The sequence below is a fragment of the Mesorhizobium sp. M0207 genome, assembly GCF_040321995.1.
Taxonomy (GTDB): Bacteria; Pseudomonadota; Alphaproteobacteria; order Rhizobiales; family Rhizobiaceae; genus Mesorhizobium.
Genome location: NZ_JAMYSQ010000043.1, coordinates 1 through 21597 on the forward strand (window position 1 = coordinate 1; position 21597 = coordinate 21597).

General features: G+C 61.7%; 12 protein-coding genes and 1 pseudogene. 8 read left to right on the forward strand and 5 right to left on the reverse strand.

The annotated features are described in order from the left end of the window. Positions 1-278 precede the first annotated feature (278 nt). The 6 genes from NKJ15_RS31445 (at position 279) to NKJ15_RS31470 (ending at position 10476) form a co-directional block, all read left to right on the forward strand. Positions 279-3698, forward strand: a complete 3420-nt coding sequence (locus NKJ15_RS31445; RefSeq protein WP_352819581.1) for an adenylate/guanylate cyclase domain-containing protein — start codon at positions 279-281, stop codon at positions 3696-3698. Between the two features lie 97 nt (positions 3699-3795). Further along, on the forward strand, positions 3796-5061 hold the full coding sequence (locus NKJ15_RS31450) for an ABC transporter substrate-binding protein (RefSeq protein WP_502893831.1): 1266 nt from the start codon (positions 3796-3798) through the stop codon (positions 5059-5061). Positions 5062-5432: 371 nt separating this feature from the next. Continuing rightward, the gene (locus tag NKJ15_RS31455) at positions 5433-7019 is read left to right on the forward strand and encodes a serine hydrolase (protein WP_352819583.1); all 1587 of its coding nucleotides are present in this window, start codon (positions 5433-5435) and stop codon (positions 7017-7019) included. Between the two features lie 308 nt (positions 7020-7327). After that, on the forward strand, positions 7328-8905 hold the full coding sequence (locus NKJ15_RS31460; RefSeq protein ID WP_352540680.1) for an HD domain-containing phosphohydrolase: 1578 nt from the start codon (positions 7328-7330) through the stop codon (positions 8903-8905). A 90-nt stretch (positions 8906-8995) separates the two neighbouring features. Next, positions 8996-9268: a hypothetical protein gene (locus NKJ15_RS31465; protein WP_091581466.1), complete on the forward strand. Its 273-nt coding sequence runs from the start codon at positions 8996-8998 to the stop codon at positions 9266-9268. 74 nt (positions 9269-9342) lie between these two features. Then, positions 9343-10476 carry a substrate-binding protein gene (locus NKJ15_RS31470; RefSeq protein WP_352540681.1) on the forward strand — a complete coding sequence of 378 codons (1134 nt, stop codon included), beginning with the start codon at positions 9343-9345 and terminating at the stop codon, positions 10474-10476. Between the two features lie 674 nt (positions 10477-11150). Here NKJ15_RS31470 and NKJ15_RS31475 read toward each other — a convergent pair. Together NKJ15_RS31475 and NKJ15_RS31480 are read right to left on the reverse strand one after the other, a co-directional pair. Next, entirely contained in the window at positions 11151-15665 is a 4515-nt protein-coding gene (locus NKJ15_RS31475) for an nSTAND1 domain-containing NTPase (protein WP_352819585.1), read from the reverse strand. Positions 15666-15776: 111 nt separating this feature from the next. Further along, positions 15777-16641, reverse strand: a pseudogene (locus NKJ15_RS31480) (IS110 family RNA-guided transposase); the annotation flags it as partial. A 293-nt stretch (positions 16642-16934) separates the two neighbouring features. Between NKJ15_RS31480 and NKJ15_RS31485 the strand changes: the two are divergent. Then, complete coding sequence (locus tag NKJ15_RS31485; RefSeq protein ID WP_352819587.1) at positions 16935-19154, forward strand: adenylate/guanylate cyclase domain-containing protein; 2220 nt, start codon at positions 16935-16937, stop codon at positions 19152-19154. Between the two features lie 42 nt (positions 19155-19196). On the opposite strand, the gene NKJ15_RS31490 is transcribed toward NKJ15_RS31485, so the two are convergent. Continuing rightward, on the reverse strand, positions 19197-19709 hold the full coding sequence (locus NKJ15_RS31490; protein ID WP_352540684.1) for a YHS domain-containing (seleno)protein: 513 nt from the start codon (positions 19707-19709) through the stop codon (positions 19197-19199). A gap of 27 nt (positions 19710-19736) precedes the next feature. Then, a complete protein-coding gene (locus NKJ15_RS31495) occupies positions 19737-20273 on the reverse strand; it encodes an ankyrin repeat domain-containing protein (protein ID WP_352663153.1) in 537 nt (178 codons plus the stop codon). A 345-nt stretch (positions 20274-20618) separates the two neighbouring features. Between NKJ15_RS31495 and NKJ15_RS31500 the strand changes: the two genes are divergently transcribed. Next, entirely contained in the window at positions 20619-20771 is a 153-nt protein-coding gene (locus NKJ15_RS31500) for a DUF1330 domain-containing protein (protein WP_352618725.1), read from the forward strand. A gap of 466 nt (positions 20772-21237) precedes the next feature. On the opposite strand, the gene NKJ15_RS31505 is transcribed toward NKJ15_RS31500, so the two are convergent. Beyond that, a complete protein-coding gene (locus NKJ15_RS31505) occupies positions 21238-21594 on the reverse strand; it encodes a hypothetical protein (RefSeq protein ID WP_352819589.1) in 357 nt (118 codons plus the stop codon). Positions 21595-21597 lie beyond the last annotated feature (3 nt).

A 21597-nucleotide genomic window follows, 5' to 3' on the forward strand; every position in this document is an offset into this window, starting at 1 on the left:
CACACCCCGAAACACAAATCCCCATAGCTCACCGCCTGCGGCCCGCGGGTTCCTGCATCAGAGACTTTCGTACGCCTGACGGCACCCGAAACCCTTCAGCAATATCCGACATTGAGGCCTCCTGGGTCGTTTCCCGAAAACAGACAGACAGCTCAGACGGCATGATGTCCGGGGACCCGTAACTGACATTCGCCTGGTTCCCGAGGGTGTGACGACTCCCCTTCCAATTTGGGATATGGTTCCACACAGCACCCTTAGTGCTTGGTTGGGAGAAGGACGTGGACATCGCGGCATGGCTGAGTAGCCTGGGACTGGAGCGATACGCTCCGGTCTTCCGCGACAATGACATTGAATCCGAGATGCTTCCTCAGCTAACGGCGGAGGATCTGATAGCACTCGGGATCACATCGGTCGGTCACCGGCGCCGGCTGCTTGCCGCTGTGGCTTCATTCGGAGACACATCCGGCCCGTTACTGATCAAAGCATCCTCGCGCGACCGCGGGAGTGCGCCGGCAAGGTCGCCCGAGCATGGTGACGCGCGGCCACCGCACGCCGAACGGCGCCAATTAACAGTCATGTTCGTGGACCTCGTCAGCTCGACCGAGTTGTCGCAGCGTCTCGACCCGGAGGACATGCGGGAGGTTATTCGCGCTTATCAGATCGCAGTGTCGGAAGAGATCTCCCGTTACGAAGGGCGAGTAGCCAAGCTCATGGGCGATGGGGTGCTGGCCTATTTCGGTTGGCCGCAGGCGCACGAGGACGATGCCGAACGAGCGGTTCGCTCGGGCATGGCCGCCGCCGCAGCAACGGCCCGACTTACAGCGCCGGGAGGCGAACCGCTGGCTGCCCGCATTGGCATCGCGACGGGACTGGTCGTTGTCGGCGATCTCGTTGGCGAAGGATCGGCAAAGGAGGAGGCCGTTGTGGGCGACACGCCTAACCTGGCTGCGAGGCTGCAAGCGCTCGCCGAGCCGGGCAGCGTTGTTGTAGCTGACGGCACGCAACGACTGGTGGCCGGTCTATTCGATATGGTCAATCTCGGTCGCGGGGAGCTAAAGGGCTTCGCAAAGCCGGTCCGCACCTGGCGCATTGTCGGCGAGACAGCGGCAGAGAGTCGTTTCGAGGCGAGGCAGGACATTGTGACGCCGATTGTTGGGCGGGACCAGGAACTCGAGTTTCTGGTTGACCAGTGGCACCGGGCCTGCGCCGGGGATGGCCGAGTGGTGCTGCTGTCTGGAGAGCCGGGTATTGGCAAGTCCCGGATTATCGCGGCGATGGTCGATCGATTGAGCGCCGAGCCCCCTCCGCGGCTACGCTATTTTTGCTCGCCCTATCATATCAACAGCGCGCTCCATCCCGTGACCACGCAGGTCGAACGGGCGGCTGGACTGGATCGCAACGACACCACGGACACCAAGCTCGACAAGCTGGAGGCCCTGCTTCGCGGGATCGTTCCGGACGTGGCGGAAGCAATTCCGCTGTTGGCGACACTGCTGTCGATCGACACGACCGGTCGATACTCGTCGACCAGGCTGCCACCGCTAGCCCAAAAGGCCCGTACTTTGGCCGCCCTCGTCCAACAAATCGAGGCGCTGGCCGTGCGTGAGCCCACTATCGTCCTTGTCGAGGATGCGCACTGGATCGATCCGACGACCGGCGAGTGGCTGGATATGCTGATTGATCGCCTGCGGAACATGCGGGCACTCCTGATTGTAACCTTTCGACCTGAGTTTCAGCCGCGTTGGATTCAGTTATCGCATGTAACCGCGCTCTCGCTTGATCGCCTCGGACTCGGTCAAGGAGCAGCGATCATGGATCGCGTAGCGGGTGGAAAGACCATGCCGCCGGAGGTAGCCAGCGAGATTCTGGCCAAAACCGAAGGCGTTCCGTTGTTCGTTGAGGAGCTGACCAAGACCGTGCTCGACTCCGGTCTGCTTGTCGACGCGGGCGACCACTACGTGCTCTCAGGTCCTCTGCCTCCTCTTGCGATTCCGTCGACCCTTCAGGATTCTTTGATGTCTCGCCTGGACCGGCTGGGGCCGGTCAAAGAAGTCGCTCAAATCGGCGCCTGCATTGGCCGCGGCTTCCATCACCGGCTGCTGGCTGCCGTAACGGACCCCGCCGAAACCCGTCTGCAAGACGTCATGCCGCAGTTGGAAGAATCCGAGCTCGTTTTTCGGCGAGGCGTTCCTCCAGAGGCGACCTATACGTTCAAGCATGCGCTCGTACGGGATGCAGCCTATCAGAGCCTGCTGAAAAGCCGTCGGCAACAGATTCATGCCAAGATCGCCGCGACGCTGGAGGCGCAATTCCAGGAAGTTGTCGCGACAGAACCTGAAACGCTTGCGCATCACTATACCGTCGCCGGCGTGAATTATCAGGCTGCCGTTTATTGGCTCAAGGCAGGGCAGCTCGCGCTCAAGCGATCTGCCAATCTCGAGGCGGCCTCCCACCTCCGCAAGGGGCTCGAGCTGGTCGGATCATTGCCCGGATCTGAGGACCGCCTGCGACTGGAGCTTTCGCTTGAAAGCGCAACGGGAACGGCAATGATTGCAGCCAAGGGCTGGGGAGCACCAGAGGTCCTTCAGGCCTTTTCGAGCGCGCGGAGGCTTGCCGATACGCTACGCGACAAGCCGCAAATATTCGCTGCGATGCGCGGCGAGAGCTCCTACCAGACCATTTCAGGCAACCTGCGCGCTGCCGAGATGCTGGGCCACCAATGCCAATCGCTCGGATTGGAACTCGCGCAAGTGTCCGATGATTCGGGGTACATCCTCGAAGCACATCACCAACTCTGGGGAATCTACTATTACCTCGGTGACTACGACGCGAGCGAACGTCATGCAAGCCATGGCCTGGCCACTTATGATTACGAGCGACATCGTCACCTTGCCTGGGGCTACGCCGGACACGACCCCGGCGTATGCTGTAGGGCGTTTTCCGCACAGATGCTCTTCATGCGCGGCCATTCGGTCCAGGCGATCCTACGCTCACGCGATGCAATGGCGCTAGCCGAGCGAGACTCGCATCCGGTCACCACAGCACAAGCGCAGCTAAGTTTCTGCTTGGTCCACCTGATGCGGCGCGAGCCCGCCGAAGCCCTTCAATGGGCGAAGAAAGCTATCACTCTGTGTGATGAATTCGTCATGCCATTGCTGCTTGGCCAGGCTCGTGTGTATTTCGGCTGGGCGCTCGCCGGTCTGGGGCAGTTGGAGGAAGGCATTCGCCAAATGCGCCTGGGAATTGCGGGTATCGCCGCGACTGGCGCGGATATGGGCATGGCCTACTACCTTTGCATTCTTGCGCGTAACTGCGGCGAGCGCGGCGATGCAAGCGAAGGCCTTGCCCTCCTGGCGCAGGCCTTCGACACTCTGGGCAAATCGACCTCGAAGTATCAGCTACCAGAGTTATTGCGCACAAGGGGTGAGTTGGTTTCAGTGCTGGACCCAACCGATGAAGCCGCCGAAAGCTGGTTCCAGCAATCTCTCACGGCGGCCCGCGATCAAGGCGCGAAATCCTCTGAACTGAGGGCCGCGCTTCGGCTCACCCGCCTCTATGCCGGCCAAGGCCGCAATGACAAGGCGCGGCATATTCTTGCGCCAGTCCACGCCAGCTTCACCGAGGGGTTTGACACGCCTGATCTCGTAGAGTCCAAAGGCCTGCTCCGAATGCTTTCGCATTCGACGGAACGCGGGTGAAGCATTGCATCCGATACGCAAATTCCTAGTTGGACGACGTCGCCGTGGAAGGAGAAGCGATATGCAAACGTGGGCTGGTCTGTTGGTGGGCGCCGCCATGACATTTGCGAGTGGATCGGTTTCGGCAGAAGAGCTCACTATCTTTTGGGCGGAATGGGACCCGGCGAATTACCTTCAGGAACTCGTCAACGAGTATGAGAAGGAAACCGGCGTCAAGGTAACTATTGAAACGACGGCCTGGCCGGGATTCGAAACCAAGGCCTTTGCCGAGTTCAACGCCAGGGGCGACGCCTATGACATGGTCGTCGGCGACTCGCAGTGGCTCGGCGCCGGCTCGACCGGCGGCCACTATGTCGACCTCACCGACTTCTTCGCCAAGCACGATATAGCCAAACTGATGGCCCCCGCGACGGTGAAAGTCTACGCGGAATATCCCGGCAACAGCGGCAAGTATTGGGCGATCCCGCTCGAAGGCGACGCCATGGGCTGGTCCTACCGCAAAGACTGGTTCGAAGACCCGAAGGAAATGGAAGCGTTCAAGGCCAAGTACGGCTACGACCTCGGCGTGCCGAAGGATTTCAAGGCGCTGCGCGACATCGCCGAGTTCTTCTACCGTCCCGATCAGAAGAAATACGGCGTCGCCATCTACACCGACAATGTCCACGACGGGCTGGCAGGCGGCTTCGAAAGCTTGCTCTTCTCCTATGGCGGCGAGCTTGGCGACTATTCGACGTACAAGGTCGACGGCATCATCAACTCCGATAAGGCGATCGCCGCGCTCGAAGCCTACAAGGAACTCTACAAGTTCACGCCTCCGGGCTGGGCCAACGCCAATTTCATCGACGACAACCAGGCGATCACCGAAAACCTGGCCGCGATGAGCATGAACTTTTTCGCGTTCTTCCCATCACTGATCAACGAAGCGAGCAATCCCAACGCCAAGAACACCGGCTTCTTCGCCAACCCGGCAGGGCCGAACGGCGACCAGTTCGCCGCGCTTGGCGGGCAGGGCATCTCGATCGTCTCCTACTCAGCGAAGCAGGCAGAATCCCTGAAGTTCCTGGAATGGTTCATCAAGGATGAGACCCAGAAGAAATGGGCAGCGCTCGGCGGCTACACCTGCAGCGCAGCCGTACTGAAATCGGATGAGTTCCAGAACGCCACGCCCTACAACAAGGCCTTCCACGAGACCATGTTCAAGGTGAAGGATTTCTGGGCGGTTCCCGAGAATGCCGAACTGCTGCTACAATTCAACCAGCGCGTCTATCCTTATGTGACCGGTGAATCCGGCACGGCCAAGGAAACGCTTGACGCGCTGGCAGCCGACTGGAACGCGACGTTCAAGAAATACGGCCGCCAGTAGGCCGTCTGGCCTTGGAAGGAAGCGTCCGGGCCTCTCGGCCATCGGACCCCGTGCAGCAGGCCATAGGGCCTCGCGATGGGCCATATAATTGGCTTCGATGACTTTCTGGTTGGCCGCCCGCCCGTTGGCGAACAACTCCTGAGTAGACGCCATTTGCCGCCCGGGCTTGGAACTTGACGTTCTCCCGCGCAGTCTCATCCAATTGCCGCCCGCGTGTGTAACGCGGCTACTTCACCAGGTCCCGAAATCACATGCGCGCAGCCGCCGTCTCTGCCTGATCTTTGGAACATATCAGTAGAAAATAGCTGTAACCATCTTTCATCTTGCCGCGTATGATCCGATCATCTGCCGTGCAGGTTTGAGGACATGCAATGAAGAAGGCCGCTGCTCTCCTGGTGCTTTCCCTCGTAGCCATGCTACCCGCCGTGGCAGCCGCGCAGTCCTACGTGCCGGAGCTTGGGCCATCGCCGCCGCAGGATGCTGTGGAGCTGTATCCCGGCGGTGTCGAGAAGGCGCTGGCCGCGCTGCCGGACATCGTCAAGAAAGTCAAGGAAGCATCCGACGTTCCCGGCTTCGCCGTGGCGGTGGTGCATGGCGGCAAAATGATCTTTGACGAGGGCTATGGCCTTCGCGACAACCGGGACGACACTTCTAAGGTCAGCAGCACCACCATTTTCCAGGTCGCCTCGGTGTCGAAGTCGATCTCGGCCACGGTGGCCGCGATCGCCATGACGAAGGACCACAGCTTCGACTGGGATACCCCGGTCGGCAAGGTCTGGGACGGCTTTCGCCTCAATCTCGACTATGTCTCGGGCAACGCCACCATCGGCGATTTCTTCGCCCATCGCTCGGGCCTGCCGATGGCGGCGGGCGACGAACTCGAGGATCTCGGCTTCCAGCGCAAGCAGATCGTCGGGAGCCTGTGGATGGTGCCCCTCGATCCCTTCCGCATCTCCTATCACTACGCCAATTTTGGCACGACGATCGGCGCCGAGGCAGTGGCCCACGCCGAGAAACAGCCTTGGGAGCCGCTGGCCGAGAGCCTGTTGTTCGATCCGCTCGGCATGCGCTCGAGCAGCTATCGGCACGAGGACTTCATTGCCGCCGGCAAGAACCGCGCCCTGCTGCATGCGCGCGTGGCGGAGAATGTGTTCGAGCCGCTCTATGACCGCGACCCCGACCAGCAGGCGCCGGCGGGCGGCGTCTCCTCCAGCGCCCAGGATCTTGCCAAGTGGATGATCCTGCTGCTTGGCGACGGCACCTATGGCGGCCAGCCCATGATCGACCCGAAGATCCTGCAGCCCGCCATCACACCTCAGAGCGTGACCTACCGCGGCGAGACGCCCGATACGCGGGCCAGCTCCTATGGCTATGGCTTCAATGTGGGGGTGAACGCCAATGGGCGCACCACCATGGGCCATTCCGGCGCCTTCCTGCTCGGCGCCGGCACCACCTTCCAGATCTTGCCCTCGGCCGATGTCGGCATCGTCGTGCTCACCAACGGCTCCCCCGTCGGCGCCGCCGAGGCGGTCGCCGCCAGCTTCATGGATATCGTGCAATATGGCCAGGTCACCCGCGACTGGTATCCCTACATCAAGCCGCGGTTCATGGCCTACTACAAGCCGGTGGGCGACCTCGCCGGCAAGGTCAAGCCGACGAACCCCGCCAAGGCGCGCAGTCCATCCTTCTACGAGGGCCAATATACGAGCAACTATTTCGACACCGCCACCGTGCGGGCGGATGGCGACAAGCTGATGCTCGAACTCGGCCCCAAGCCCATGCAGTTCACGCTCGAGCACTGGGACGGCGACACCTACGCTCTCACGCCCCGCGGAGAGAACGCGCCGACCGGCTCGCTGTCATCGGTGAAGTTCGTTGGTTCCCCCGGCGGCATTCGCGCGCGGGTGATGACGGTGGACTATCTCAATGAGAACGGGTTGGGGCATTTTCAGAGGTAGGGAAGGCGTCGGGTGCTCCATACACCCTATGCCGTCGAAAAGGCGAACCGGCCGTCTGCAAGGTGATGCCTGAGATGGCGGATTTGTGACGGTTCGCTTCCGGGCGTGGAAATCAGGAAGCCGGCATTTGCTCGCGAGCTTCCGACAAGCTACGTCGGCTTTGGCCAGCCGCTGATCCGAAGCAGACCGACGGCTCCCGGCCCCAAACGGAACATTCTGTTTCTCGCCGGATAGCACAACCAGGGTTGGGATTTTTCCCTAGGCATTAACGGCTGGCGGGGCTAGCGTAGAGCGACTGGGAGTGGGCGATGACAGACGTCTCGATCCGCCGGGCGGATTTCATGATGGTCCTCGCTTATGCTTCGGACCTTGCCACCGGCCATTCTCGCGACTTTGCACTGAAATCCTGCGTGCTTGCGATGCGGATTGCCGATCTTGCGGGCGTTTCCGAGCAGGATCGGCGCAATGCCTACCACCAGTCTATGCTCCGCTATGTCGGTTGCAACGCGGACACGGACCTCCTGTCGGCCACCTTCGGCGACGAAATTGCGCTCCGCCAGGATCTTGTCGGTCTCGATATGGGCAACCGGGCGGAGCTGGGCAGGGTCTTCGTCCAGGCTTTCAAGCGGCTCTACTACGATCTTGAGCCCGACGCGCAGGCCAAGGCGATCGAGGCTGGGCTATCGCAGGCGATCGCCGTGGCCCGCCCGGTCCTGACCGCGCATTGCGAGGTCGCGCAACGGATCGGCGAGCGGCTGGGCCTGTCGGAGGAGATGCGACGCAATCTTGGACAAATCTACGAACGCTGGGACGGCAAGGGCCTGCCGCGCGGGCTGAGCGGCGAGGATGTCCTGCCAGCCGTGCGCCTGATCACATTGGCACAGGATGCCATTGCGCTCTGCGATGCCGTCGGTATCGAAGGGATGGCCGAAACCATCGCCAGTCGCGGCGATGGCCCATATGAAGCGGAACTGGCCCGGCTCGTCTCGGCCAACGCGCCGACGCTGATGGAGGGCATCGGCGCGACAGTCGACCGCGCGACCATTTTGGCGCTTGAGCCCGATCCGCCGGTGACGCTGGATGAGGAGGCTTGCGATGAGGCGTTCCTCGCCATCGCCGACATGATCGACATGCGCATGCCGTTTACGCAGGGCCATTCGAGGATGGTGTCGGAACTGGCCACGGGTGCGGGGAAACGGATCGGGCTGCCCGACCCTGACGTCCGCGCGCTGCGCTGGTCGGGCTGCATCCATGACATAGGCGAACTCGTGGTGCCGGTGGCGACCTGGATGCGCAACGGTCCGCTGTCGGTGCGCGAGCGCGACGCGGCGCAGTTGCACGCCTATTATGGCGAGCGGGCGCTGGCCTCGTTCGGCCGCGAGGGCGAGGCGATGGCCGCCCTCGTGCTTCGCCATCACGAACGCCTGGACGGTTCGGGCTATCACCGTAAGGTCCACGGCTCCGACCTGTCCCCGGCGGCAAGAATCCTGGCCGCCGCCGAAGCCTTCCAGACGTCGCGAGAGGAACGTCCGCACCGCAAGGCGTTGTCCAGCGAGGCGGCGGCCACGCAGTTGCGCGCCGCCGTTCGCGAGGGCTGTATCTGCCCCGATGCCGCCGAGGCCGTGCTGTCCTTCGCCGGACAGCCGTCGCGCCGGGCGCCGCCCCGGCCGCTGGCCGGAATGACGCCGCGTGAGATCGAGGTGCTGCGCCTGATCGCCGCCGGCCTTACCGCGAAGGAAGCGGCGCGCAAGCTGGATATCTCGCCCAAGACGGCGGACCACCATATCCAGAGCGTCTATGCCAAGATCGGCGTGACCACCCGCGCCGCCGCGGCACTCTACGCGGTCGAGCATGGCCTTGTCCGGCCGGGCGAGACGCAGGCATAGGGAATACACCCCATGTGCGCCCGCTCCGGGGCGCGCATCGTGATCCTGTCGACGGACCGATGGTGGCCGCGACCGACAGGAGGAAATCAGATGCTTCTCGCAACGACCAAGGTGGCGGACGTCGACCGCTTCATCCGCATCTTTTCGACCAAGGGCGCCGACAAGCGCCGGCTGCACGGCTCGAACGGCGCAACCGTCTTCCGCGACCCCAGCGAGCCCGACCGCGTCTGGGCGATCTTCGACTGGGACGCCGAGGGCTGGAAGAATTTCGTGTCGGATCCGGAGGTGCCCGCGATCCTGCAGGAAGCCGGCCACGTCGGCAAGCCGCAGGCGGCACTGCTGCTCGGCCACTACGAGGCCTGAGATCCCGCACTGCGCGCCGCCTGCCGTCCGTCGGCGGCGCCCCCCCGACGAACCCCCAGATTTGGAGAAATCAAATGGATCCGAAACCCATCAAGATCGGCCTTGTCGCCGAACTCACCGGCCCCTTGTCCTTCATGGGCATCGCCAACGCAAACCTCACCACCATGCTCGTCGACGACATCAATGCCAAAGGCGGTTTGCTCGGCCGGCCGCTGGAGCTTGTCATCGAGGATGGCGAGACCAACGACAGCGCCGCCAAGGCAAGGACTGCGAAATTGATAGATGTCGACAAGGTCGATCTGGTCGTCGGCGGCATCTACAGCTCGACCCGCCAGGCCATCAAGAGCGAAGCGGTCGCACGCGGCAGGACGCTCTACATCTACACCGAGCAGTACGAGGGACAGGAAAACGATCCCCTGATCTTCTGTACGGGTCCAGTGCCCGCGCAGCAGGTCGAGCCGCTGATCCCTTGGTTCATGAAGAGCACCGGGGCGAAGAAGTTCTACCTGCCTTCTGCCGACTACATCTGGCCCCATCTGCTGAACAAGGCCGCGAGCCGGGTGGTGCGCGCCAATGGCGGCGAGGTCGTCGGCGAGGAGTATTTCCCGCTCGATACAGTCGATTTCCGGCGGACGGTCGAGCAGATCATGGCGAGCGGCACCGACGTGGTTTTCAACACCCTCGTCCCGCCGGGCTTGACTCCGTTCCTCGAAGAACTGCACAAGGCCGGTTTCGGCAAGCGGGGCGGCAAGATCATCTGCACCTACTTCGACGAGAACTTCTTCAATCTCGTGCCGTCCGAGCAGATCGAGGGCCTCTACAGCTGCCTCGACTACTATCGGGAACTCGAGGATCCGTTTGGCCGCGCGCTCTTGCGTCGCTACCAGGACCGTTTCCCCGGCAGCGCCATGTTGACCGCGGGCAGCGGCTGCACCGGCCACTACCGGGCGATCAAGATGTGGGAAGCGGCTGTCAATGAGGCCGGCACGGTCGAGCGTGATACGGTCATCCGGGCGCTCGATCACTCGCGGATCAGCGAGGGACCAGGTGGCCCGGCCGAAATGGTCCCCGGCCAGCACCATGTTCGCATGAACATGTACATCGCGCAGGCGCAGGGCGGTCGATTCCGGGTCGTCAAGAACCTGGGTCCGATCGATCCCAACGAGCGCGCGCTTAGCGACGAACTCCAACTCAGCAAAGCGGGCTGAGCCGGCCGCGTCGATGACTGTTCTTCCAGGTGGCAGGGCGGCTAGCAAGTTGCCCTGCCACCCAACCGGGCGATAGTGCATTCCAGTCGCACATACAGAGCAACTGAAGATCATCAGGCGCTATCTCCGGCGCTGGCGCGTTGCGGTCCGCGATACGCGTCGATCCGCTTTCTAATCTCGCCATCCCGAAAACGGACAGTCCGCAAACGGCCCCATTTCAGTCGTCGCGATCGCAGGCAGGGGCGTGAAATCGGCGTCGCATTGTGGGGCAGGGAAGGGCGCATTTCTTTCCCCCCATAACGCCCTCGGAGGCCTCTGCCGCGGCCTCAGAGCTGACATCTCGCGCGATATCGCTGGCAATAATATTTTCTGGCGAACGACAGTGAACCAAATGGAGGACGGATGCCCAAGGTCAAAGGTCAGAACGCTCTCAACAAGGAGCGCGCCAAAACAGAGAAGCTACTCAAAACTCAAAAAGTGGAATACACGGCCTTGAAGGAGACCGGGGTGGAATCCAAGCGACCCGACCTCCCAAACCTAAAGATCGAAAAGCGAGGGAAGTAGCGCGGCCACTCGCGTACTGCTCCCCCCGCAAAACTATGGAAGCAGTGCGATTGCGGCGGCTACGGCGTAGCAGTCGAGATAGCGTCACCGGCCATGGACTTTGGGCGACATCAGCTTGGACAATCACCAAGGTCGCTTTCCACGGGAAGGAAGAAGCGACGCCGTTCGCACGCGGTCAGTTCGCGTGGAACAGTTTGCTTCGCGAAATCGATGAGATCTTCGGGTGTCTGAAAAACCCGTATGAGGCGAACGTCTTCATCATAGGGCACGATCACGACCCTCGTTCCATCTGAATTGAAGGCCGCGCGTATCGGTGCCGGCCGCTTGTGCTCATCCTTCGAACTGGCAAGCACTGCCATCTCGCGTCCTGTCCGCGCGTCCCAGAGCCGGGCCGTGCCGTCCTGAGTTGAGGCTGTCAGGACATAGTGCCCGTTAGGACTGAATTGCGCACTGGTCGCTGCGCCGGTGTGCCCCCTGAGAACGACCCTTTCCTTTCTGTCCAGGACGCTCCAGATTCGTGCGGTGCCGTCGCGTGAGGCAGTCAGAAGCGACTGACCATCCGAGCTGAACTCGACTTCGGTGAGCTCATCGCGGTGACCACTCAGGATGGCGAGGGTGCTCCCGTCCTTGACTGTCCAGATCCGCGCGCTGTGGTCGAGCGAGGCCGTGGCGACCAGTTGCCCGTCCGGACTGAACGTTGCCCCGGTTATTCGACCCTCATGCCCGACCAGTTTCTTCAGTTCGGTCCCGTCCGTTTTCAACAGGTGCGCGGCGTTGTCGCTGGTCGCGGCGAGGACGAGATCGCCGTCCGGGTCGAAAACAACCTGCGCACTTGTTTGGATAGTGGAGACCTCGGCGCCAGTCGCCGCATTCCACAACCGCGCGGTGCCGTCGGTCGAACTCGCCTCCAGGAGGTCTCCTTTCGGACTGAACTGAATTTGAAACAGCCCGCCTGGAAATTTGAGCCGTGCGATCTCGCTCCTGCTCGCGACGTCCAAGATGAGGACTCGGCCCGCGAGGGATGCAGTTGCAATGCGACTTCCATCGGGGCTGAACATTGCGTTCTGGACGATTTCGTGCGTATCGAGGTCGGCCAGCTTGCGACCGGTTACCACATCCCAAAGGTGCACAGCGCTGTCCCCGCCTCCAGTCAGAAGATGCATATTGTCGGGACTGAACACCGCGAAGGTGGGACGATTTGCGTTGGACAGGGTAGTCGTCAGAATTCCGTCGACGTCCCAGAGGCGAGCGGTGCCATCATGTGAAGCCGTGAGAAGAATATTGCTACCGACTGGGTCGAACTCAAGGTGCTCGATCAAGGCACGATGGCCAGCGATGGTGGCGAACAGCGACGCTCGACCGACGTCCCAAATGCGTAACGGACCGTTTATGGAAGCGGTGGCCAGGAGGCGATCGTCGGGGCTGAAAGCGCTGTTCATTTCCTGATCACGGTCGTCCCCGGCGTCACTCTGTTTCAAGTTCGGGGACTCTTGGCCGAGCACGTCAATTAGCCCTCCAGAGTTTCCGTCCCAGAGACGCGCGCTACCATCGAGTGATACCGTTGCAATTCGGCGGCCGTCGTGACTGAACGTTGCGCCTTGTAATTGGGTGTCGCTCTTGTGGCCAAGGAGCCTTGCGATTTCGGTTCCGTTCGATGGGTCCCAAAGCGCGGGGACACTGTCAAATGAAACTGTGTACCACGTGCCTACCAACAGCCGACTTCCATCCGGGCTGAATGTGAGCTTGGATGCAAAGCTGCCAATAAAACATTGATGGATCAGCGCGCCATCTTTCGCATTCCAGATGAAAACGGTCTGTCCTTCTGAGGTCGCAAAGCTGCGACCATCCGGGCTGAAGCCAGCCAATCCGTCTCCACGGCTGTCTACGCTCAGGATCTTCGTTCCAGTTCGCGGGTCCCAAAGCGAAGCCTGATTGTTTCCGGCCGCGGTCAGCACGCGCTCGCCGCTAGGGTCAAAGGCTGCTGTAGGAAAGGAGCCGCCTACCGGCTGAAGAACAAAAAGCTGCGCTCCAGAGTCGGCATCCCAGATGCGCGCGGTCCCGTCCCTTGCCGCTGTAATGACCCGGCGTCCGTCCGGACTGAATCCGGCTCTCTCCACAGGTCCCTCGTGGCCCTTCAGGATTGCAATCTCTTTACCATTCGCGACATCCCAAATGCGCGCGGTCTTATCGTAGGATGCAGTGACGATGCGATCGCCGGTTCGATTGAAGGCTGCCTGCGTCACTCCGGCGTCGTGTTTGAACACCGCCGTTTGGCGGTGTGCCAACAGAGCGTTGAAAAGTGCGGCCTCTGCTTCAAAGAGATTTGGCCGCGCGGCTCCCGATCCGCTCTTCGGCAGCGCCTCCAGCGCCAACAGGATCGCGGCCTCCGTATCGCCGCTCGCCGCGATCTGCTGCGAAAGAAACGAAAGCGAAAGAGACTGATTGCACAGCGCCTGATCGCGCGCCTCAAGGGCCCCCTTTTTGGCGGCCATCGCCAACTCGGCTTGCCGTGTTGCTGCCTGTTGTGCTCTGAACCCGAAGAACGCGCCTGCGCTGGCCATAAGGGCCAGCGCCGTGGCGACGATGGCCGCATAGCGCGTGCGTCGCGCGAGCCGGCTCGCAGCCGCGGCCGCAAGGCTGCGGCGCTCGGCCTCGCGCTCCAGGCGCTCGCGCTTTGCTGCTTCAGCCGCCTCGATGAGTGCCCGCTCTGCCTGCCTGTCCTTCTCGTCTCTATCCGCCTCAGCACGCGAAGACGTCTCAATGTAGTCGACGATCTGATCGTCGACTTCTACCCGTCTCGACTGCAGCAATTCCTCGCCCTCGGCGAGCCGCTTGCCGGACGGCAGGAGAAGCTCCCGGTTCCGGTTGTCGGCATGCCAGCGGTTGGCGTCAGCCGCGACCCGAGCGCGGGTCTCGAGGAAGCTCCGGTTCGCATTGACAATGTCGCTAGCGCGCGGCCAGCGGCTCAACAAAGCTTCGTGTGCCACGCGCACGTAGACGTGGCCTGCGGCATCCTCATCACTGACGAGAAGGCGAGCGGCGACCAAGGCCTCAACGAGAGCCAATCGTTGAGGCGTGCCCGTGACTTCCGCGCGCAAGGCCGGACGCGCCGCAACTGCCTCATCGCTTGGGCGCACCGTGGTGAGGGCACGCAATACGACTGGTAGCTCCTCCCGGATGTCCGGCGGGAGAGCGTCTACGACTTCGTCAGCGCGGCGCGCGATCGCCCCTTCCAAGCCGCCAAGTGCCTGATACGCAGCAAAGGTGAGGATCCGGCGCTCTCGCCCCGCATCGTACAGAGCGTCGAGCACAAATTCGAGAAGCGGCAAAGATCTAGGATCAGCAGCTGCTGCCTCCTGCAGGACATCATCCAGCCGGCCCCGTTCGGCTGTCTCCTCGTAGCGCAGCCTGGCGGTGCGTGCCGGCTCGCGGATGATCTGGGCGATCTCAGCGCCGGTCGGCGGCAGGAGTTCATAGCTGCCGAGGCCATCCTTGAGTGCCCAGAAACCGGGGACCTCGCCGCAACGATGAAAGAAATCCGATCGGATCGTCGCGATCACCCAGACCAGTCCGCTGCTGGCGAGTGCCGCGAGGAGCCGTACTAGCACTTCGCGCGATGCCGGCTCCGTCGTGAACAGCTCCTCCATCTGATCGATCGCCACTACCAATCGCACTTGTGAGGAGGCTGAACCTGCGGCGGCCGCCGCTTTGGCGTGAGCCTGGCGGACGAGCGCCAGAGCTCGATCAGGCGAACTCCGACAGAGTTGAGCCAGCGCTGCCGGTTCGCAAGCCAGCTCCGGCAGGGCGCCTTCGCGAAGCAGCCCAGCGGCCAGCGAGGCGACCGCATCAGGGGCGTCGGAAGGGCGGATTAGGCAGCGGCGCCAAAACTTGATGCCAGCCGCTGCACCGGTTCGAGTGATGGAAGGCAGCAGCCCTGCTCGAAGGAGAGAAGACTTGCCGGAACCGCTCATACCATAGATGAGCAGGAATGCCTTGCCGTTGGCGGCCTGCTGCTCCAGGCGTTCGATGCAGGCAGCAGTCGCCCGAGCTCGGCCAAAGAAGAGGTCGGCGTTTTCGAACTCGAAGGGGTTGAGACCTCGAAAAGGCGACGTGACCTGCTCCTCTGAAGCGAGAGGCACGCGGTACGCGTGCACAGGCCGGGCGATGTTCTTCAACCTTTGTTCGCCAAGATCGACGAATTCGAGCGAGAGCCGATCGCGGGCCTGCGTGTAGACCGCTTCCGAAATGCATATTCCACCTGGAGGTGACAGCGCCTCCAGACGGGCGGCGACGTTCACACCGTCGCCCATGAGATTGTCGCCCTCTACGACAACATCGCCGAGATTGATGCCGATGCGAAAGCGCAGGCGGCTCGACTCGGGCAGCTCAGCATTTTGTCTGCCGACTTGGACCTGGATTTCAGTGGCGCATCGAAGCGCCTCGACGGGGCTTGCGAACTCGGCGATGACGCTGTCCCCAGCGCTCCCGAACACCCGTCCCTGATGTTCCTCTATCAGTCGGTCAATGATCTGACGATGCGTCCGCAGGGTGGCAAGTGTCCCTTCCTCGTCTCTGCCAATCAGCCGGCTGTAGCCAACTGCGTCGGCAGCAAGGATGGTAGCCATTCTACGGTGAACGCGATCCAGGTCATACCTCCCGCCATCTCGGAGCATCCTAACGGAAATGGCGCCCTGTGGGGAGAGGCACCGAATTGGCCTCAAGCGAGCTCTGGCTTACCCAGCGTAGGCGGCAACCTGTCGTCGATTGTCAAACTTGCGCGACAATCCCTCAGACCACAGGACGGCCGCGAACTCCGGACCTATTCCCTTGAGGCTGAGCAGCAGGGCCGGTGTTGGCTCATCTGCCGCGAGCAAGGCGTCGCGTGCCTCTTCAACATCCTTGATCTGCTGGATCAGCAACTCGATGCGATCAAGCTCGCGGCTGATCTGCGCCATGAGCGCTGGCGGCAGTGGACGCCCATCTCCGGTAATGAGCGCGTCGAGGCATCTGCGTCGATCGCCTTTCAACGGTTCGTATCCGGACACACCTTGGCTGAACAAAAGGCCCTTTATCCTGTTGACGTGCCTGATCCGCTCGTTCGTCAGCGCCTTCCGCTCCCGCACCAACCGGCGACGGTCTTCCTCCTCCGGCGTTGGCACTCGCAACATCGCGCAAACCCGAGGCTCCGCCGCGGTTGTAGGCCAACAACGCTCGAACCAGTGCTTCCCCATCAATCCTGTCGGTCTTGGCCCGCCGGCGGCGACGCGATGTGGCAATGGATGCCGGGTCCACGACATAACTCTCGATGCCTTCGCGTTCGAGGACCCGATGTATCCAGAATCGATCCAGACCAGCTTCCTGGATTGATATGACCCGGAAACGCCGCCCTGTCCGCACTTCCGCCTTTCGTTGCAGCTCTGCGAAATGATCGAGCAAACCCGGAATGTCGCCCCCCGGCACGAGGTGTCTCGACATTCTCTCGCCCCCACCTGGCGAAAGCGAAGTCACGAGCCATTTTGAACGAGACAGTTCTAACGAGACAAATATTGCGGCAAGATCGACGCGGATAGCGGCCGGGGCTTTGGTGGTGTTGGCTTGCATGCTGACCTCCAGGTGATGTTTGGCGACTTCACTCTGTCGCCTTCCATCCCCATAGGATCTTCAGCAATTGTCGGCCGTAGGGGCAAGCTTTGCCGTCGCCCGAAAGTCTGACGTCGGCGAATACGCTGTAGGTCGCGGTTGCACCATGAGCCGACATTCCGTCGAACATCACCTTTTCGGAATTCAAGGCGAACGCCCGTAGCCGATTTTGTAACGTACCTCATCGGAGAAACGGGTGTTGGCTGCTAAGTGTGTATGGTCTTGCCATTGGGCTTTCCTTATAATTCTGCCCAGTGGAACAGGTTCAACATCTCGAACGGAAGCTGGTCGCTATCCTCGCCGCCGACGTGGTGGGGTACAGCCGGCTGATGGGGCTGGACGAGACGGGCACACTCTCGCGGCTCAAGGCGCTCCGGCGCGAATTCATCGAACCCGCGATCGAGGGCTACCATGGCCGCATCGTCAAGCTCATGGGCGACGGCGCTTTGGTCGCGTTCGAGAGCGTCGTCGATGCCGTAGCATGCGCCATTGAGATCCAACGGGTCACCGCGCAGCAGAACCTCGGTCTTCCCGAAGATACCCGGATCGTGTTCCGCATCGGGATCAACCTTGGTGACGTGATCCCCGACAAGGACGACTTCTACGGCGACGGCGTCAACATCGCGGCCCGGCTGGAAGGGCTGAGCGATCCTGGCGGCATCGTCATCTCGGGAACGGCCTACGATCAGGCTCACAACAAGCTCGGCCTGACCTTCAAGTCACTCGGCGAACAGCGTCTCAAGAACATTCCAGAGCGGGTCCGCGCCTATCGGGTTCTGCTGGAACAGACCGCAGGAGCCAATAAGTCGCGCTCTCGGCGATGGCCTGTGATCGGCGCCACGGTGCTCGTTCTGGCTCTGATAGCGGGGATTGCGGTGATTCTCTGGCCGCAAGCGATTGCCCTGCTGCCCGGTCACGGTTCCACCCCGGTCGGTTCGTCGGTCGGCAAGCCCTCCATCGCCGTGCTACCGTTTACCGATCTTAGCGAGAAGGCAGGCCAGGATTATTTTGCGGAAGGGCTCGCAGACGATCTCATCACCGATCTCTCGAAGATCTCGGGGCTCCTCGTCATCGCACGCAACTCCGCGTTCTCCTTCAAGGATCGATCCCTCGACGTCGACGAGATCGCGGCGCAGTTGAACGTCCGTTACGTGGTCGAGGGCAGCGTCCGGCGGGAGGAAGATCTAGTCCGCATCAATGTCCAGCTCATCGATGCCCAAACGGCGAGCAACATCTGGGCCGAGCGATACGACCGCGACTACTCCAGGATATTTGCACTTCAAGACGAAGTGATCGGGCGTATCGTTGAGGCACTTTCGGTGCGTCTGACGGAAGGCGAACGCGCGCAGATTGCTCGCCTCCCCACGCGAAGCCTGGAGGCATACGATTTCTACACCCGAGCCGAGCAGAAGGTTTATGTGGTCGACAACAGGTCTCTCGGAGAGACCCTGTCCCTGTATCAAAAGGCGATCAAGCTCGATCCTACGTTTGCAGATGCTTACTCGGGCTATGCCCGCGCCACGGTGGACGTGCTCGGCTTCGACTACCAGGTGCTCATGCTCAGCGCCGTCGCTCGCCAGCGCTCCTACGAAGCGGCAGGGCGGGCGCTGGAGCTCAATCCGCAATCTGCGCGCGCCTATGCCGTGCTCGGCATCCTGCAGATGCTGGACGGCGAATGGGACCAGGCGATCGCGTCGGTCAAGAAAGCCGTCGCGCTGGACCCGAACGGCGCGGAGGCGGAGCTCAATCGGGCGATCGTGCTGACCTACGCAGGACAGAACCTGGAGGCGCTGGCAGCGATGGAACGCGTGTTGCGGCTCGATCCCAAGCCGCGCGCTCAGGTCTTCGACTATTACGGCTTCGTGCTCTACATGAACCATCAGTACGAGAAGGCTTTGCAGGCGCTGAGCAAGGTCCAGCCGGGAGAGCGCAGCGACCTTGGTCTCGAAACGCTGGCCATGGCAAATGCGCGGCTTGGCCGCATGGCCGAGGCGCACGATGCGGCTGCATCAATCCTGAAAGAGATACCCGAACAGAACCTCGCTGGTTATCGTGTCGTTTACGCCCACCATCGGCGGCAAGAGGACCTCGATCACCGGCTGGGCGCCCTTCGCGCCGCGGGGATTCCCGAGCGGAGCTTCGATTTTCGCGGGCGGGAGGAGGACCGCCTGGGCGGCGCCGCGATCCGAGCCCTAACGGGCGATCGGACATGGGTAGGACATCAACACAATGGCGCAGCGTTCGTCATGGAGCTGAGTGCAAATGGAGATGTCGCACTGAGCTCGCAAAGCAGCATCATCACCGGCACGTCCAGCGTGGATGGCGACCTCTTCTGCACGCAATCCACCGCGACCTTGCTCGGCCGCAAGTTCTGCGCCCCGGTCTATCGCAATCCCCAAGGGAGCAGCGATACCCAGGACGAGTACGCTTGGCCGGACTCCGTCACAGTCTGGTATTTCTCGGTGTCTCCGTGACAGGCGCCATTCAACTTGCGGGCTCACGACATCGCGCCGGAGCTAGTTGGCGGCCGCTCTAGCCTCGAATTCCTTCGCCTCCACTGCGGGCCATTCGGCTTCCCCTTTCGCAATGACAGGCGCCGGGTTGGCATCGAAGTCTTCCTCCAGGCCCTCCTTTCCGGAGAACAGGAAGAGCTTGCCATTGACGATGCGGAAGGCTTCCGGGTCAAGGTTCGCGGATGCCTCCTTAACTGACATTCCCCCGGTGCAGAAGCCGCCGAACTGAGGGGCATAGCGCACCGGCTCGGAAACAAAGGCATCCCGGTGTTGGACGCTGGCGAAGTACCACGTTGCTCCGAGCCACTTCCTCGAGATCTTGGGCGAACCCATCGTCGCGCGACCGTCGGTGAAATATGCTACCGGATCGTAACCCAGGATGGCGACATTGCCGAAGTATCCGGTGTTCACTCCGTCGCCGGCGTGGGATCCACCGGTGCCGAAGAGGAGGAGGGAGGCGGCGGCTACTCCCGCGCATAGCAAACTGTCAAACGTTCTGGAACGGTTCTCTGTCATGTTCTCCTCCAGTAGCCTTTCTCGATGTCAGTTGCCGAGGGCGATGCACACCTTGTACGACGACCCCATCGTTTCCTTGGGTTGGCATTTTGCGCCGTGCTTCTTGAGCAAAACCATCACGTCGGTGCTCTGATAGAATGTCGCGCGGCTGAGAGGCGTGTACCCGTATTCCTGGATTGCCTCGACCTGTGCGCCGTGCGAGATCAACAGCTCCGCGATGGCCGTCTGGTTCTCTTCTGCTGCCACATGCAGCGGCGTGATCTTGTGCGTGCTCAACGCGTCGACCTCGGCCCCGTGGTCGAGCAGCAATTTTGCGATGTCCAGGCTTCCTGAGTAGGCTGCCGCATGTAGCGCGGTGAAGCCGCGATCGTTGCGGGCTTCGATGTCCGCCTTGGCCCCGATCAACGCAATGGCGACCTCGGTCTTGCCGGCAAGCGCCGCATCGATCAGCGGGGTCTGACGGCTCTCGTCGCGATCGTTCACATTGGCGCCTTGTGCCAGGAGTTCGGCAACCTTTCCGGCGTCGCCCTCCCGAGCAGCGTCGTTGAGCGGCCCGGCCGTCACCGCACCGACGGCAAACCAAGAAATGAAAGCAACGACCAGAGCCCGACTGACAAGCCGAAGCCAACCGGTTTCGAAAAGCCTGACCCGGATCGGGAAGGCCCTCGCCAGCAACAATCGCCTGTAGACCGTCATCGTCTAACCCTCCGGGCGCGCTCGCCCGCGGATGGACGTATATAAGATCAGTCTAATACATTTGGCGCAGCGGAGCCATAGGGTGTCCGGCTTATGCGCGAGTCGAAGTCGCGCGAGGCGCCCTGTGTCACCCCCGGCAGCGGGCTATCCGGGCACCAGCACCACGACCGCTAGAATGGCCATCAGCAGGTAGGCGGCCATGCCGATCATATCGTGCTGCCGGAAGCGCCAGATCGCGGACACAGCCATATTCCTTCTCGGTCGGCTGCCGAAGCCTGGTATGGGTCGCCGGGCTATCAGGCAATCCTACCGCTTCGCCTGCAGAGCATGACTTGCAATGCCATCATTGTTGATGGGGCAGATTAGCGCTTAATCCTTTGTTGCGGCTAACCCCTTCAACGGAGATCGCCAAATGGTCAGAACCAAACTTTCCAAGCAGCTTTTACAGGCTGAATTCGGCCGCTTTATGATTGAGGCGGAGCGGCTTCAGATCTTGGTCCCACCCGGCTGAACGTCCGCTATCATTCTTCGGACGCCAGAAGCCGCCATTCCGCTGTCGGCCTCGTTCTAGTCATTCCAATCCAGCCGTGCGATGATCCGCAGTCAACGCTGCTCGGCCAGTGGGCCGAACGGGCGAAAGCAACGTGCGCCGTGAGAAGGCGTTGCCCACCCATTAATCCGCTACGACGGGGCCCTCGCAGGCTCCCGTTTTCCGCGTCCGAAGTCATCGACCGACTCGGCTTCCATCGGCTTTGGCAAGACTAATAGTCGAGCCCACGTACATCAATGTTTTCAGCTCGCCACTTCTCGACAGAAGGGCTGTCGATTGTGGTCATTGTCCTATTCTCAACATGACCTTGCGCCCGTCGGAAAGGGTTCCCGTTCCTGTGCCAGCCGGGGGTTGTCTGCTGGTCAGCGAGAACACGAACCGGGACGAGAGTTGCCCGCAAACGATCGTTCCTTCTCCATGCGAGAACGCAATATTGACGGTAGCCGTCCCTCGGCATTCGACCCCGGCATTGGTCTGTCCGCTAATGGTTCCGAGCCGTGTAATGCTGTTGACGGAAGCCGTCCCGGAGAAGGAGAGCGTCCCATCAACAGTTTGACCAGAGACTGGTGCAATGATGGTGAGCGGATTCTGCGCCTGCGCGTAGCCGACAGCGTCTACGACGCCATAGGCAATCAACATTGT

What these genes read in the sequence shown, in the direction of transcription:
- NKJ15_RS31505 (WP_352819589.1), bottom strand. Translation starts at nt 21,594, where the DNA reads ATGTTGATTGCCTATGGCGTCGTAGACGCTGTCGGCTACGCGCAGGCG.
- NKJ15_RS31465 (WP_091581466.1), top strand. Translation starts at nt 8,996, where the DNA reads ATGCTTCTCGCAACGACCAAGGTGGCGGACGTCGACCGCTTCATCCGC.
- NKJ15_RS31475 (WP_352819585.1), bottom strand. Translation starts at nt 15,665, where the DNA reads ATGGCTACCATCCTTGCTGCCGACGCAGTTGGCTACAGCCGGCTGATT.
- NKJ15_RS31455 (WP_352819583.1), top strand. Translation starts at nt 5,433, where the DNA reads ATGAAGAAGGCCGCTGCTCTCCTGGTGCTTTCCCTCGTAGCCATGCTA.
- NKJ15_RS31460 (WP_352540680.1), top strand. Translation starts at nt 7,328, where the DNA reads ATGACAGACGTCTCGATCCGCCGGGCGGATTTCATGATGGTCCTCGCT.
- NKJ15_RS31450 (WP_502893831.1), top strand. Translation starts at nt 3,796, where the DNA reads ATGACATTTGCGAGTGGATCGGTTTCGGCAGAAGAGCTCACTATCTTT.
- NKJ15_RS31490 (WP_352540684.1), bottom strand. Translation starts at nt 19,709, where the DNA reads ATGACAGAGAACCGTTCCAGAACGTTTGACAGTTTGCTATGCGCGGGA.
- NKJ15_RS31470 (WP_352540681.1), top strand. Translation starts at nt 9,343, where the DNA reads ATGGATCCGAAACCCATCAAGATCGGCCTTGTCGCCGAACTCACCGGC.